At 69.9% G+C, this 13659-nt stretch carries 14 protein-coding genes; 9 read left to right on the top strand and 5 right to left on the bottom strand.

Annotation, left to right across the window (positions count from 1 at the left end):
- Nucleotide 1: 1 nt before the first annotated feature.
- The 4 genes from ACFV9D_RS09565 to ACFV9D_RS09550 all read left to right on the top strand — a co-directional run bounded on the left by ACFV9D_RS09565 (nt 2) and on the right by ACFV9D_RS09550 (nt 3319).
- On the top strand, nt 2-490 hold the full coding sequence (locus tag ACFV9D_RS09565) for a low molecular weight protein-tyrosine-phosphatase (RefSeq protein WP_385143454.1): 489 nt from the start codon (nt 2-4) through the stop codon (nt 488-490).
- Nucleotides 487-1692, top strand: coding sequence for a cystathionine gamma-lyase (locus ACFV9D_RS09560; protein WP_385143452.1), 1206 nt, complete (start codon nt 487-489; stop codon nt 1690-1692). The genes ACFV9D_RS09565 and ACFV9D_RS09560 overlap by 4 nt, the downstream gene beginning before the upstream one ends.
- A gap of 215 nt (nt 1693-1907) precedes the next feature.
- On the top strand, nt 1908-2804 hold the full coding sequence (locus ACFV9D_RS09555; protein ID WP_385143450.1) for a LysR family transcriptional regulator: 897 nt from the start codon (nt 1908-1910) through the stop codon (nt 2802-2804).
- Between the two features lie 35 nt (nt 2805-2839).
- Nucleotides 2840-3319: an NUDIX domain-containing protein gene (locus ACFV9D_RS09550; protein ID WP_385143448.1), complete on the top strand. Its 480-nt coding sequence runs from the start codon at nt 2840-2842 to the stop codon at nt 3317-3319.
- Here the strand turns inward: ACFV9D_RS09550 and ACFV9D_RS09545 are convergent.
- Entirely contained in the window at nt 3316-4485 is a 1170-nt protein-coding gene (locus ACFV9D_RS09545; RefSeq protein WP_385143446.1) for a globin domain-containing protein, read from the bottom strand. The two genes, ACFV9D_RS09550 and ACFV9D_RS09545, sit on opposite strands and share 4 nt — an antisense overlap.
- A gap of 107 nt (nt 4486-4592) precedes the next feature.
- Entirely contained in the window at nt 4593-5246 is a 654-nt protein-coding gene (locus tag ACFV9D_RS09540) for an HAD family hydrolase (RefSeq protein WP_385143444.1), read from the bottom strand.
- 77 nt (nt 5247-5323) lie between these two features.
- Between ACFV9D_RS09540 and ACFV9D_RS09535 the strand changes: the two genes are divergently transcribed.
- From ACFV9D_RS09535 to ACFV9D_RS09525, 3 genes are all read left to right on the top strand, one after another.
- Nucleotides 5324-5839: a DUF2269 family protein gene (locus ACFV9D_RS09535; protein WP_385143442.1), complete on the top strand. Its 516-nt coding sequence runs from the start codon at nt 5324-5326 to the stop codon at nt 5837-5839.
- 5 nt (nt 5840-5844) lie between these two features.
- Entirely contained in the window at nt 5845-6708 is an 864-nt protein-coding gene (locus tag ACFV9D_RS09530; protein ID WP_385143440.1) for a GNAT family N-acetyltransferase, read from the top strand.
- A 78-nt stretch (nt 6709-6786) separates the two neighbouring features.
- The gene (locus ACFV9D_RS09525; protein ID WP_385143437.1) at nt 6787-7245 is read left to right on the top strand and encodes a MarR family winged helix-turn-helix transcriptional regulator; all 459 of its coding nucleotides are present in this window, start codon (nt 6787-6789) and stop codon (nt 7243-7245) included.
- 67 nt (nt 7246-7312) lie between these two features.
- Here the strand turns inward: ACFV9D_RS09525 and ACFV9D_RS09520 are convergent, their stop codons facing one another.
- Both ACFV9D_RS09520 and ACFV9D_RS09515 read right to left on the bottom strand, forming a co-directional pair.
- The gene (locus ACFV9D_RS09520; RefSeq protein ID WP_385143434.1) at nt 7313-8695 is read right to left on the bottom strand and encodes a serine hydrolase domain-containing protein; all 1383 of its coding nucleotides are present in this window, start codon (nt 8693-8695) and stop codon (nt 7313-7315) included.
- 102 nt (nt 8696-8797) lie between these two features.
- Nucleotides 8798-9193 (bottom strand): RidA family protein, encoded by a 396-nt coding sequence (locus tag ACFV9D_RS09515; protein WP_385143852.1) that lies wholly within the window; start codon nt 9191-9193, stop codon nt 8798-8800.
- 136 nt (nt 9194-9329) lie between these two features.
- Between ACFV9D_RS09515 and ACFV9D_RS09510 the strand changes: the two genes are divergently transcribed.
- Nucleotides 9330-10304, top strand: a complete 975-nt coding sequence (locus ACFV9D_RS09510) for a helix-turn-helix transcriptional regulator (RefSeq protein WP_385143430.1) — start codon at nt 9330-9332, stop codon at nt 10302-10304.
- 4 nt (nt 10305-10308) lie between these two features.
- Here the strand turns inward: ACFV9D_RS09510 and dnaB are convergent, their stop codons facing one another.
- Entirely contained in the window at nt 10309-11796 is a 1488-nt protein-coding gene (gene dnaB, locus ACFV9D_RS09505; protein ID WP_385143427.1) for a replicative DNA helicase, read from the bottom strand.
- Between the two features lie 425 nt (nt 11797-12221).
- Between dnaB and ACFV9D_RS09500 the strand changes: the two genes are divergently transcribed.
- Complete coding sequence (locus ACFV9D_RS09500; protein WP_385143423.1) at nt 12222-13559, top strand: MATE family efflux transporter; 1338 nt, start codon at nt 12222-12224, stop codon at nt 13557-13559.
- Nucleotides 13560-13659 lie beyond the last annotated feature (100 nt).

Below are 13659 nucleotides of genomic sequence, written 5' to 3'. Positions count from 1 at the left end.
GATGACGTACCGCATCTGTTTCGTCTGCACCGGCAACATCTGCCGCTCGCCGATGGCCGAGTCCGTCTTCCGCGCCCGCGTGGAGGAGGCCGACCTGGCGAGCGCGGTGGAGGTCGACAGCGCGGGGACCGGGGGCTGGCACGAGGGCCACTCCGCCGATCCCCGCACGGTCGCGGTCCTGGAGGACCACGGCTACGACTCCGCCCACACGGCCCGCCAGTTCCGCGCCTCGTGGTTCCCGACGCTCGATCTCGTGATCGCCCTCGACGAGGGGCATCTGCGCGAACTGCGCCGGCTCGCCCCGACCCCCGACGACGCGGCGAAGGTGCGGCTGCTTCGCTCGTACGACCCGGCGGCCGGCGATCTCGACGTGCCCGACCCGTACTACGGCTCGGCGGCGGACTTCGAGGAGTGCCTGGAGATGGTGGAGGCCGCGAGCGAGGGGCTGCTCGCCGCGGTACGCGAGAGTGCGGAGGAACGAGCGGTATGAGCACGGACGCACGAGAGGGCGGGCCCGGCGAGGACGGCGGCGGGATCGGCGACGGTCGGCTCCGTGACGGCGGGATCGGCGACGGGACGCGGGCGGTGCGTGCCGGACTTCCCGAGCCGGTCAAGTACGAACCGACCCTTCCGGGGCCGGTGTTCGCCGCCCACTTCCACCTGCCGGGCGACCCCACCGGCCCCTATACGTACGGGCGGGACGAGAACCCCACCTGGACCCATCTGGAACGCGCCATCGGCGAGCTGGAGGCACCGGGGGAGCCGGGCGTCGAGACGCTCGTCTTCGCCTCGGGCATGGCCGCCATCTCCGCCGTCCTCTTCTCCCAGCTCAAGGCGGGCGACGCGGTCGTCATGCCGGACGACGGCTATCAGGCGCTGCCGCTGGTCCACGAGCAGCTCAGGGCGTACGGGATCGAGGTCCGCACCGCGCCGACCGGCGGCGACGCCCAGCTGTCCGTACTGGACGGGGCGCGGCTGCTGTGGATCGAGACGCCCTCCAACCCCGGGCTCGACGTCTGCGACATCCGTCGCCTGGTGCGGGCGGCGCACGAGGTCGGGGCGCTCGTCGCCGTCGACAACACCCTGGCCACCCCGCTCGGTCAGCGGCCCCTTGAGCTCGGCGCGGACTTCTCCGTCGCGAGCGACACCAAGGGCATGACCGGGCACGGCGACATCCTGCTCGGCCATGTCAGCTGCCGTGATCCGCAGCGGGCCGCGGAGGTACGGCGCTGGCGCAAGATCGTGGGCGCGATCCCCGGACCGATGGAGGCCTGGCTCGCGCACCGCTCCCTGGCCACGCTCCAGCTCCGCATCGACCGGCAGTGCACCTCGGCCCTCGCCCTCGCGGAGGCGCTGGGCCGGCGCGCCGACGTGGCCGGGCTGCGGTATCCGGGGCTGCCCGGCGACCCCTCGCACGCGGTGGCGTCACGGCAGATGCGGCGCTTCGGGCCCGTGGTGTCCTTCGTCCTTCCCGACCGGGCCTGGGCGGAGCGGTTCCTCGACGGGCTGCGCCTCGTGGACGACGCCACCAGCTTCGGTGGTGTCCGCTCGACGGCCGAGCGGCGTGGACGGTGGGGCGGCGACTCCGTCCCGGAGGGTTTCATCCGCTTCTCCGTCGGCGCTGAGGACCCGGAGGACCTGATCGCGGATGTGCTGCGCGCGCTCGACGAGGCCGAGAAGGCCGTCGGCTGACGCACGGAACGGGCGTTCCGAGCCTCCCCCCTCATGGCTCGGAACGCCCCGGTTCCACACGCGGAGAACCGCCTGACCAAGGCTAGTTGACTCTGCGTCAGTGTCCAATCACGGTAGCGACAGAGACCTATCGACTTATTTATAGTTGGACGGTCCTGAGGCGCCGTCAGCCGACCGCCTGAGTCGAACGGCCGCACGGCCGGGAGGGGGCGGACATGGATCTCGCCCTGCTGCGCACATTCGTCACGGTGCACCGGGCCGGCTCCTTCACCCGCGCCGCGGCGCTGCTCGGGCTCTCGCAGCCCGCGGTCACCAGCCAGATCCGCACCCTGGAGCGTCAGCTGGGGCGCCCGCTCTTCCTCAGACAGGCCCGTGGGGTCACCCCCACCACCATCGGCGACGAGCTGGCCCACCGCGCCGCACCGCATCTGGACGCGCTCGTCGAGATCGCCGAGACGGGCCTGGACGAGGAGAGCGGCGTTCGTACCCTCCACCTCGCCGGGCCCCCCGAGTTCACCTCGGTGCGCGCGCTGCCCGCCCTCACGCCCCTCGTCGCCCAGGGTCTTGCCGTACGCGCCTCCTTCCCGGGGAACACCGAGGAGATCCTCGACGGCCTCGCCGCGGGCCACCACGATCTGGCCATCGCCACCGCCCGCCCGCGCGGCGGCCTGCTCACCTCCACCCCGCTCTGCGACGAGGAACACGTCCTGGTCGCCGCCCCGCGGTGGGCCGCCCGGCTCGCTCCCGAGGTGCTGCTGCGCAAGGGCGCCGTCGTCCTGGAACACCTGCCGGTGGTGGAGGTGCACGAGTCGCTGCCGTTCGTCTCCCGCTACTGGGCGGCCGTCTTCGAGACCAAGCCGGCCGCGGCCGCCACCGTCATAGCGCCCGACCTGCGGGCCGTCCTGGAGTCGGCGGCCTCGGGAGCCGGTCTTGCCGTACTGCCGCGCTATCTGTGCGAGGAGGCCTTGGAGCAGGGACGTGTCGTGGCGCTGCTCGATCCGCCGGTTCCCCCGCTGCGGACGTACTTCCTGGTCGTCCGCGCCGGCACGCTCGCACTGCCCCACATCGCGCGGGCTCACGACTGGCTCCTGCGGGTCTCCGGCGACTGGTGAGTTTCAGGACACCCGTGGCGGGCCATTTTCTTCCCATGACCGAACGTCCTGTGGTCAAGCGCACCGCACGCGCCATCCTGCTCGATGGAAACGACCTCATCCTCATCAAGCGCACCAAGCCGGGGGTGGATCCCTACTGGCTGACACCCGGCGGCGGGGTCGAGCCCTCGGACACCACCGTCGTCGAGGCCCTCCACCGCGAGGTCCACGAGGAACTCGGCGCCAAGATCACCGATGTGGTCCCCTGCTTCGTCGACACCGTGGAGCACATCGTCGACGGCGGAGTCTCGGGGGTGAAGGTCCAGCACTTCTTCGTCTGCCGGCTCGAGTCGATGGACCCCTCGCTGCGTCACGGACCCGAGATCGAGGAACCGGTCGGCGAGTACGAGATCGTCCGGGTGCCGTTCACCCGGGTCGGTATCGCCGCCGTCCATCTCGTACCGCTGTCCCTGCGTCACTACCTGGACGGCAATATCGAGGGCGTCCGCGCGATGCACGCCCCCGACCTGGGCTAGGACGTGAGTTCCGCCAGGGAGTCGTGGCGGATCCGCTCGGCTGGGATGCCGATCCCCCGCAGGGTGTCCACCCCGCGGCGGATCATCCCGGGCGGCCCCGAGAGATAGGCCTCGTACTCGTTCCACGGGCCGTACTGGCGCACGGCGTCCGGCAGCTGGCCCTGGTCCTGGTCCTCAGTGATCGGCCGCACCGAAAGCCAGGGGAAGGTCTGCTGGAGCCGCATCATCGTGTCGATGTCGTACAGGTCATGGCCGCTGCGCGCCCCGTAGAACACCTCCATCGGGCGCCGGTCCCCGTGTTCGGCGACATCCTCGACCAGCGCCTTGATGGGGGCTATCCCGGTGCCGCCCCCCAGGCAGAGCAGTCCGTTGTCCGTGGAGTGGTCGACCGTCATGGACCCGGCCGGCGGCCCGAGGCGCAGGACGTCGCCGGGGCGCGCGTGGTGGACCAGGGCGTTGGAGACCCAGCCGGCCGGGACGGCTTTGACGTGCAGGGAGAGCAGTCCGTCGGGGCGGGGCGCGGAGGCGAAGGAGTAGTGCCGCCACACGCGCGGCCACCACGGCGTCTCGAGCGTCGTGTACTGCCCGGCGAGAAAGGGATACGGCTGGTCGGGGCGGAGCGTGATCACCGCGATGTCCGAGGTCCGCAGATCGTGCGAGACGACCTCGGCCTGCCACCAGGCCGGCGCCTGTCGCTCGCTCTCGGCCGCCGCGTCGATCATGATCTGGGAGATCGTCGTGTACGTGCGCACCCAGGCGGCCTCGGTCTCCTCGTCCCATGTGACCGTGGCGTACCGGATCAGCGCCCCGATCAGGGCCTCGCCGACGGCCGGATAGTGGGCCGACTGCGTGCCGTACTTGCGGTGCCCGCGACCCAGGTTCTGGAGGTACTCGGTGAGCACGGAGGCGTTGTCCATGTGCTCGGCCGCCGTCAGCAGCGCCTTGAGGAGCCGGTCCCGCTGGGTGTCCATGGCCGCGGGGAACATCGAGCGCAGTTCGGGGTGGCGGATGAAGAGCAACGCGTAGAAGTACGAGGTCACCTTGTCGGCCACGGGGGCGATCTCTGCCAGGGTGCGGCGGATGAGGACCGCGTCGGGAGAGGGTTCCGTGGGTATTCGGGGTGGTGCGTCGTCCTCAGCGGCCGACAGGGGGGTCGGAGCGTCCATCGTGTGCCTCGCCTCGCGCAAGCGGCTCTTGTCGCCGCAGCTTGGCAGGTTCGACCAACGGTTCGGACAGAAAGTGGAATTCTCGGGCATTAGCCTCGGGAGTGCGGCTAGGCTGCGCTCTTTCGAACCAGTTCGTACGCCTCGCGCAGATCGCCTCCCACGTAGGCATGGCGGGAGAGTCCGGCCAGATGGCGATCCGCGTTCACCGCCACCGTCAGGGGAACGGCGGCGAAGAGCTCCGCGTCGGACATCGAGTCGCCGTAGGCGACGCAGTCCTCGAACCCCCACCCGTACTCCGTGCAGAGTCGCCGCGCGATGCTCACCTTCGCCGCGGCATCGAGGATCCCCGGGCGATGGATGGGCGCTGTGAACGGAACCGACGGCCACCGGGAACCGTGCGCCGAGTCGACCCCCCAGTCGAGAAGGCGCTCGACGAAGAAGTCCGGCGAGAGCGAGATGACCGCACAGCGGCCTCCCTGGGCCCGGATGTCCGCCCAGACCTCACGGATACCGGCCAGCCAGGGCGCTCCCTCGAACGCGGCGGCGACGTGCTCCGAGGTCAGACCGGACCAGAGCTCGCGGGCCTGGACGGCGAACTCGTCCGGTGTCAGCCCGTGCAGCAGAAAACCCCGCTCCAGGGCGGCGATCTCATCGGTGAGGCCCAACTGCCGGGAGATCTCCACGGCCGCGGCAGACCCTCGGATCAGGGTGCCGTCGAGATCGAAGAGATGAAGCCTGCCTCGGCCCGGGAGAGTCGTCATGTACGCCGAGGCTAGTACGTGCGGTTACTCCCACGGTCAGACGCGGGAACACCGGGCCGGACGGCACGGTGTTTCACGTGAAACATCTCAAGCGTCCCGCTCGGCGGGCTCTCCTCGTCGTCCATGTCGCCGTCTCCGTGGCGTGGCTCGGGCTCAGCGCAGGACTGCTGACGCTCGGCATCACGGCCTGGACGACGGGCGATCCCTCTCTGACAGCAGCCTCGTATCGCGCGATGAAGGTCTTCGCCGACTGGCTCCTTGCTCCGGTCGCCGTGACGACGCTGGTGAGTGGTCTGGTGCTGTCGTTGGGCACGCCCTGGGGTCTCGCCCGGCATCGCTGGGTCTGGATCAAGTTCTGGATCACCCTGGCCACCGCGGCCGCGACCGTCTTCGCCCTGCGCCCGGAGATCGAGCATGCGGCGGCAGCCGGGGTGCCGGACGCCAGTCTGGTGGCGGCGCCGGCGGTGTCGACGACGGCCTATCTCTTCATGACCGCGATCTCGGTGCTGAAGCCGTGGGGGCTGACCCGAAGGGGCTGCCGGGCACGTTCTCATAAAGCGGTGGACGGACGATCAGTTCGTCAGACAGCCTGAGATCCATGCCGACCTCGCTCGCCCCGCTCGACCAGCTCCCCATCAGAAGTCTCACCGTGGAGGACCTCACCGCCTGCGCCGACCTCTCCGAGGACCGGGGCTGGCTTCGCGAGGAACACAAGTGGAGCCTGCTGCTCACCGCCGGGACCGGGTACGGCATCGACGATCCGGCAGGCAAGGGGCTGGTCGCCGCCTGCGTGGTCACCTCGTACGGGCCTGGACTGGCCGCGATCGGCATGGTGCTGGTCGCCGAGCGGTACGCCCGCCAGGGCGTGGGGCGTCGGCTGATGCTCCATGTGCTGGAGGAGGCCGGGGACACCCCGCTCACGCTGCACGCGACCCCGAACGGGCAGCCTCTCTACGAGCAGCTCGGCTTCGTCGAGACGGGCCGCGCGGAGATGGTCAAGGGCCGCTTCACTCCGACGGAACCGGCCCCGGACATCCCGACCCGCCCCGCCACGGCGGACGACCTTCAGGCGATCCTGCGCCTGGACGCCGAGATCTTCGGGCTGGATCGCACCCACATGATCACGCGCCTGCCCGCCTTCGCGGACCAGCTCCACGTCACCGAGGCGGACGGAGAGATCACCGGCTTCGCGGCGGCCTGGCCGAACATGGACACCCATGTCATCGGCCCCCTGATCGCCCGGGACACAGCGACCGCGCAGGCCCTCGTCGCCTCCCTGGCCGCCACCACGGATCGCCCCCTGCGCACGGACATCGATGTGCGCCACACGTCCTTGCTGCGCTGGCTCAAGACGAACGGCCTCACCCCGATCGCGTTCAACGCGGTCATGGTGCGCTCGCCGGCCGGGCTGCCGGGCGACTGGAGCCGCCGATTCGCGCCCCTCACGGTGGCAGCGGGATAAGCCCCGAGTAATTGCACACGCGGGCTATTGCAGTCATCGTCTACTCTGGGAGAAGCCGCTCCGGACCAAGGAGAGACCATGACCGCGACCGACCCCGCACTCACCGCCCTCTCCCAGGGCTGGTGTGCCCTCTCGCTGCTGCACGGCAGGATCGAATCCCACATCGAGCGCGCGCTGGAGGCCAAGCACAGCCTGAGCATGCGCGAGTACTCGCTGCTCGATGTGCTCAGCCGCCAGCACAGCGGTCCCGGCGGGCACCTCCAGATGAAGCAGGTCGCGGACGCCGTCGTACTCAGCCAGAGCGCCACCACCCGGCTGGTGACCCGCCTGGAGGACCGCGGCCTGCTCACGCGCTACCTCTGCGCCACCGACCGACGCGGCATCTACACCGATGTCACCGAAGCCGGCCTGAAGCTGCTCGAAGAGGCACGGCCCACCAACGACGGGGCGTTGCGCGAGGCACTTGACGAGGCGGCGAAGAATCCGGAGCTGACCCCCCTGGTCCGCGTCGTCGAAGGGCTGCCCGTTCCGGCCTAGCCGGACTGGTCCGGGGCGCATTCTGCGCCCCGCCGGCCTCTGAGGTGTTTCACGTGAAACAACGGGGTCAGAGCCCGCGCCAGCCCGCCTCGTCGACTCCGCCGGGCACCGCCTCGCCCTGCTCGTACGGCTCCCGGGTGAAGACGAAGGAAGCAAGATCAAGATGGCTCATCGAGCCGTCCGCCCGCCGCACCACGCGCAGCGTCTCCCCCTCGTAGTAGCCGTTCAGCCCGATCCACCCACCGCCCGGCAGCGCCCGGAAGGTCGCCCGTCGTCCGGCGCCGCGCAGCGGTTCGAGGACCACACTCCGGTCCGACCCCAACCGCAGCCCGTACGCGTACGTTCCCCAGTACCAGGGCCCGGTCAGCTCCAACAGCTCCTGGTCGACCTCGGCCTCGGGCAACGGCCGCCACGGCTCGGGGAACCTGGGCTCGGCCTCCGCCACGATCCGTACGAGGTCCGCGGCCACCACCGACGTCAGCGGCCCCGAGGTCGCGTTGGCAAGCGCCACCGCCCCAAGCCCGTCCTCGACGCTCACCCAGAGGCAGGCGACGAAACCGGGCAGCGAGCCGGTGTGACCGATCAGCGTCCGGCCGTCCTTGCGCACCAGTTGGAGGCCAAGACCGTAGCCACCCTCCCAATCGCCGGCGCCGGGCGGCGCCGCCGGCGTACGCATCTCCTCGACGGAAGCCGCGCTGAGCACTCGGTCGTCGCCCTGAGCGAGGAATCCGGCGAAGCGGCAGAGGTCCTCGGCCGTCGACCAGAGCTGTCCGGCCGGCGCCATCACCCCCAGGTGCTCGGACGGTTCGGGCAGCATCACATCGGCCCAGGGATGCACAGCCCAGCCCCCGGCATGGGGAGCCACCGGCTGCACGCTCGTACGCGTCAGCCCCAGAGGCTCCAGGATCTCGCCACGCAGCGCTTCCTCCCACGACACTCCCCGGACCTGCTCGATCAGCGAACCGAGCAGTGTGTAGCCGGGGTTGGAGTAGTGATGCCGACGACCCGCAGGGTGAACGAGAGGGGCGTCGCCCAGGACGTCGGCCAGCTCGGGCCGGACGGTCCCGGGTGTCCGTTCCCACCACGGCGCCGGCGTCTCGGCCGCGAGCCCGGCACTGTGCCCGAGGAGCTGGGCGATGGTCACCTCGCCCACCCTCGTACCCGAAAGGTGTTTCTCCAAGAGGTCGTTCAGATCCAGAAGCCCCTCGTCACGGAGCCGCATCACCAGAACGGCGGTGAACACCTTGGTGAGGGAGCCGATCCGGTACTGCGTGTCGGCGTCCGGGGCATGTCCGTCGACACAGCTGCGCGACCCGCTCCACACCATCGCCCCGTCACGGGCCACCGCCCCGACGAACGAAGGCGACCTCCCCTCGGACTGGGCGACGGCTACGCGGTGCAAGAGGGCTCGTTCGGTGCTGGGAAGCAGAACGTCGAAGGGTGAGGTCATGCGTCGATCCAACGCCGTCACATCGCCGGAGTCGACCGTATTTCACCCGCGGCGGACGAACGCGTGCTGCGCGCACGGTCCCGCAGGCGCGACGAGGCCGGATCACGCGACGGCGGTCCCCTCAAGCTCGACCATCTGGCCGGGGATCGCCAGTCGCGTCACCCCGAGCATCGTGGTGGTCGGCGCCACCCCGGCGGCACCCAACCGCCCCGCCAGCACGCCGTAGTGCTGGAAAAGCAGATCGACGTCGGTCGTGTACACGTTGAGCCGGACGAGGTTCGTGAGAGACATGTCGGCCTCGCCGAGCACGGCCTCCAGATTGTCGATGCTCAGCGCCAACTGCGCCGCCATGTCACCGTCATGCTGGGGCTTGCCGTCGCCGCTCATCGCCGTCTGCCCCGAGATGTACAGGGTTCGTGTGTGCCCGGAGACGACCTCGCCCTGGTTGAATCCCATCTCCACCGACCACGTCACCGGGTTGACCGCCGTTCGTTCCACTGCCACATCAGCTCCATTCGATTCGTCGGGAGTGCGCACGTCCACCAGCTCGATAGCCGCCGGCTGTGACGTCGCATCAACGAGCCTCCCAACGAATCACGACACCCTCAGTCATGTATTCCGTTAACGTTCTCGCGTGCGCGCCGACCGCTTGGTCTCACTGGTCCTGCTGCTGCGTCAGCGCGGTCGACTGACAGCGGACACGCTGGCCCGCGAGCTGGAGGTATCCACTCGCACCGTGCTGCGCGACATCGAGGCGCTGTCCACGGCCGGCGTCCCGGTCTACGCCGAGCGTGGCAGGCACGGCGGTTTCGCGCTGTTGCCCGGTTTCCAGACCGAGCTCATCGGGCTGAACCACGACGAGGCCCTCGCCCTGCTGACCGCCGGATCAGGGCGCGGCGAGGCGGTGTTGGGGCTCGGCTCGGCGCTCGCTTCGGCCATGCGGAAGGTGGTCGACGCGCTGCCCGAGGGCCACCGGGCCACCGCGAGCGACGCGGCCCAGCGCTTTCTCGTCGACCCGGAGACCGACCTGCTCTCACGCCGGCTGGTCACTGAGCAGGTACCCGACACCACGATGATCGAGGTCCGGCGCGCGGTGCTCGCCGGACACAAGCTGCGCATCCACTACGCGGCTGTGGACCAGACCCCGAAGTGGCGCACGGTGGACCCGATCGGCCTGGTCACCGTACGCGACCAGGGCTACTTGCTGGCCACGAGATCGGGCGCGGACCGTACCTACCGGCTGTCCCGGATCTTGGCCGCCGAGGAACTCCCCGAAGCGGCACAGCGACCGAACCGGGTCGACCTGGACCGGATCTGGCGTGAACGCTCCGCACGGTTTCTCTCCGGCGGCGACCACATCACCGTGCTGGTACGGGTGAACCCGACGCGGCGGGAGGACCTGCTGGACACCGCGCTGGCCGTCCGCGCAGAAGAACCCGACGCGGACTGCTGGCTGCGGCTGGAGGTGACCTTCCAAGATTCCCGACACGCCGAATGGGCGCTGTGGCAGCTCAGCACGGACGCGGAAGCCCTGGCCCCGCAGTCGTTGCGCGCCTCCCTGCGCGACCGCGCCGCCGCGATTGCCACCCGCTACGGAGACTCGTCCTGAGGGATCAGGTCTGCGCCATGTCGACGAAGCGGGAGTAGTGACCCTGGAAGGCCACCGTGATCGTCGCCGTCGGGCCGTTTCGGTGCTTGCCCACGATGATGTCCGCCTCGCCCGCGCGCGGGGACTCCTTCTCGTACGCGTCCTCACGGTGCAGCAGGATCACCATGTCCGCGTCCTGCTCGATCGAGCCGGATTCACGCAGGTCGGAGACCATCGGCTTCTTGTCGGTGCGCTGCTCGGGGCCACGGTTCAGCTGTGAGAGCGCGATCACCGGCAGCTCGAGCTCCTTGGCCAGAAGCTTCAGGTTTCGCGACATGTCCGAGACCTCCTGCTGTCGGCTCTCGGACCGCTTGGAGCCGCCCGACTGCATCAGCTGGAGGTAGTCGATGACCACGAGCTTGAGACCGGCGCGCTGCTTGAGCCGACGGCACTTGGCGCGGATCTCCATCATCGACAGGTTCGGGGAGTCGTCGATGTAGAGCGGGGCCTGCGAGACGTCCGGCATCCGGCGGGCCAGCCGGGTCCAGTCCTCGTCCGTCATGGTTCCGGAGCGCATGTGGTGCAGCGCGACCCGGGCTTCCGCGGAGAGAAGGCGCATCGCGATCTCGTTGCGGCCCATTTCGAGGGAGAAGATGACGCTCGGCAGGTTGTGCTTGATGGAGCAGGCCCGGGCGAAGTCGAGGGCGAGGGTCGACTTACCCATGGCGGGACGGGCCGCGATGATGATCATCTGGCCCGGGTGGAGTCCGTTGGTGAGCTGGTCGAGGTCGGTGAAGCCCGTCGGCACACCGGTCATCTCGCCGCTGCGGGAGCCGATCGCCTCGATCTCGTCGAGCGCGCCCTCCATGATGTCGCCGAGCGGCAGATAGTCCTCGGTGGTGCGCTGCTCGGTGACCGCGTAGATCTCGGCCTGGGCCGAGTTCACGATCTCGTCGACATCGCCGTCGGCCGCGTATCCCATCTGCGTGATCTTGGTGCCGGCCTCCACGAGCCGACGCAGGACGGCGCGCTCGTGGACGATCTCCGCGTAGTACGCGGCGTTGGCCGCCGTCGGCACCGACTGGACGAGCGTGTGCAGATACGAGGCTCCGCCGACGCGGGTGATCTCGCCGCGCTTGGTGAGCTCGGCGCCGACCGTGATGGGGTCGGCGGGCTCGCCCTTGGCGTACAGGTCGAGGATGGCCGCATAGACCGTCTCGTGGGCCGGCTTGTAGAAGTCGTGGCCCTTGATGATCTCCACGACGTCGGCGATGGCGTCCTTGGAGAGCAGCATGCCGCCGAGGACGGACTGCTCGGCGTCGAGATCCTGCGGGGGCACCCGCTCGAAGCCGGAGAGACCGCTGTCCCAGGGGCCGCTGTCGCCGCCTCGGTCGTGCTGGTCCTCACGGCCACGTCCGCGCCCACGGCCCTCGCCGCGGGGTCGTGCGACGGGCAGCCGGTCACTCGGTCCGCTGTCGGCCCAGGGGTCGTCCAAGGGCTCGGGAATGCTCATCCAGCCACCTCCTCCCGTCCGCTCCGCGGACCTAGCCGTGCCACTCTTTCTTACGCCACGGCTCGGACAAACAAGAGGCTTTGACTCCGCTTCTGGCGCGTCGGGCGCCGGACCACGGTAGGCCCGCGGGCACCGTCAGCCAATCTGGTTATCCACAGGGCCTGTGGGTGAAGCACCAGATGCTGTGGAGAACTCCACAGAACCTGTGCACGGACCGGGGGACAGCCATGTGGACAAACTCATAGCCGGCCCCGCTCCACCGCCCTGACCTGGCCTTTTTCCATCCACGGGCTGTGGGGGAGAAAAACTTCTTGCTCCGGATCAAGATCAGAACAAACGGCGCACACCCGAAGGCCGGAGCACGCCACTTGTAAGGACCCTTAGGGCATTGCATCTCTTACCTGTGGAAGATTAGATTGGGCCCCATGACCCAGGCTCCCCCGACCCCCAAGGTCGCCCGCCGGCAGCACGACCGAGAGATCATCTCGCTCGCCGTCCCGGCCTTCGGTGCGCTCGTCGCCGAGCCGCTCTTCCTCATGGTCGACAGCGCCATTGTCGGCCACCTCGGCACTCCACAGCTCGCCGGTCTTGCCATCGCGGCAGCCCTGCTCGCCACCGCCGTCAGCGTCTTCGTCTTCCTCGCCTACGCCACCACGGCCGCCGTCGCCCGTCGTGTGGGAGCCGGGGACCTCCCGGCCGCCATCCGCCAGGGCATGGACGGCATCTGGCTCGCGCTCCTGCTGGGCGGAGCCGTCGTCGTGCTCACGCTGCCCACCGCTCCCTGGCTGGTCGACGTCTTCGGTGCCTCCGACACCGCCGCCCCCTACGCCATCACCTATCTGCGCATCTCCAGCCTCGGCATCCCGGCGATGCTCGTCGTCCTGGCCGCCACGGGTGTCCTGCGCGGCCTCCAGGACACCCGCACACCGCTGTACGTGGCCATCGGCGGCTTCGCGGCCAACGCGCTCCTCAACGTGGGCCTGGTGTACGGCGCCGGCATGGGCATCGCCGGTTCCGCCTGGGGCACGGTCATCGCCCAATGCGGCATGGCAGCCGCCTATCTCGTCGTGGTCGTCCGCGGCGCCCGGCGCCACGGCGCCTCACTGCGCCCGGACGCGGCCGGCATACGCGCCAGCGCCCAGGCGGGCGTCCCGCTCCTGGTCCGTACGCTCTCCCTGCGCGCGGTCCTGATGATCGCCACGGCCGTCGCCGCCCGGCTCGGCGATGCCGAGGTCGCCGCCCACCAGATCATCCTGGCCTTGTGGAGCCTGATGGCCTTCGCTCTCGACGCGATCGCCATCGCGGGACAGGCCATCATCGGCCGGTACCTCGGCGCCGACGACGCCGAAGGGGCACGGCAGGTCTGCCGGCGCATGGTCCAGTGGGGTGTGGTCTCCGGCATCATGCTGGGCCTACTGATCGTCGTAGCCCGCCCGCTCTTCATCCCACTCTTCACCAGCGACACGGCGGTCCAGAACACCCTGCTCCCGGCCCTGCTGGTCGTCGCGGTGTCCCAGCCGATCTCCGGCGTGGTCTTCGTCCTGGACGGCGTCCTGATGGGCGCGGGCGACGGCCCCTACCTGGCCTGGGCGATGCTGCTCACCCTGGCCGTCTTCGCCCCGGTCGCGCTCCTGGTCCCCGCCATGGGTGGTGGACTGACCGCGCTGTGGTGGGCGATGACGCTGATGATGATCGTCCGGATGCTGACGCTCTGGCTGCGCTCCCGCTCCGGCCGGTGGATCGTCACAGGAGCCACCCGCTGAGATGTTTCACGTGAAACGGCGGAAGGGCCGCCCCCCCGGGGGGGGGCCCCTCCGGACCCCGGGGGGTATAAACAACAGAAGCGGCCGGCGACCCAAGGGG

Origin of the sequence: Streptomyces sp. NPDC059875, from assembly GCF_042731085.1 — a bacterium.
In the GTDB taxonomy this organism is placed as follows: Bacteria; Actinomycetota; Actinomycetes; order Streptomycetales; family Streptomycetaceae; genus Streptomyces.
The sequence above is the reverse complement of the archived record's forward strand: the minus strand, read 5'-3'. Positions and strand labels throughout refer to the sequence as shown.

Bases quoted from the DNA above. Each gene is read 5' to 3' on its own strand.
- ACFV9D_RS09525 (WP_385143437.1), top strand. From the start codon at position 6,787: ATGACCGCGACCGACCCCGCACTCACCGCCCTCTCCCAGGGCTGGTGT.
- ACFV9D_RS09500 (WP_385143423.1), top strand. From the start codon at position 12,222: ATGACCCAGGCTCCCCCGACCCCCAAGGTCGCCCGCCGGCAGCACGAC.
- ACFV9D_RS09545 (WP_385143446.1), bottom strand. From the start codon at position 4,485: ATGGACGCTCCGACCCCCCTGTCGGCCGCTGAGGACGACGCACCACCC.
- ACFV9D_RS09560 (WP_385143452.1), top strand. From the start codon at position 487: ATGAGCACGGACGCACGAGAGGGCGGGCCCGGCGAGGACGGCGGCGGG.
- dnaB (WP_385143427.1), bottom strand. From the start codon at position 11,796: ATGAGCATTCCCGAGCCCTTGGACGACCCCTGGGCCGACAGCGGACCG.
- ACFV9D_RS09520 (WP_385143434.1), bottom strand. From the start codon at position 8,695: ATGACCTCACCCTTCGACGTTCTGCTTCCCAGCACCGAACGAGCCCTC.
- ACFV9D_RS09565 (WP_385143454.1), top strand. From the start codon at position 2: ATGACGTACCGCATCTGTTTCGTCTGCACCGGCAACATCTGCCGCTCG.
- ACFV9D_RS09530 (WP_385143440.1), top strand. From the start codon at position 5,845: ATGCCGACCTCGCTCGCCCCGCTCGACCAGCTCCCCATCAGAAGTCTC.
- ACFV9D_RS09540 (WP_385143444.1), bottom strand. From the start codon at position 5,246: ATGACGACTCTCCCGGGCCGAGGCAGGCTTCATCTCTTCGATCTCGAC.
- ACFV9D_RS09555 (WP_385143450.1), top strand. From the start codon at position 1,908: ATGGATCTCGCCCTGCTGCGCACATTCGTCACGGTGCACCGGGCCGGC.
- ACFV9D_RS09550 (WP_385143448.1), top strand. From the start codon at position 2,840: ATGACCGAACGTCCTGTGGTCAAGCGCACCGCACGCGCCATCCTGCTC.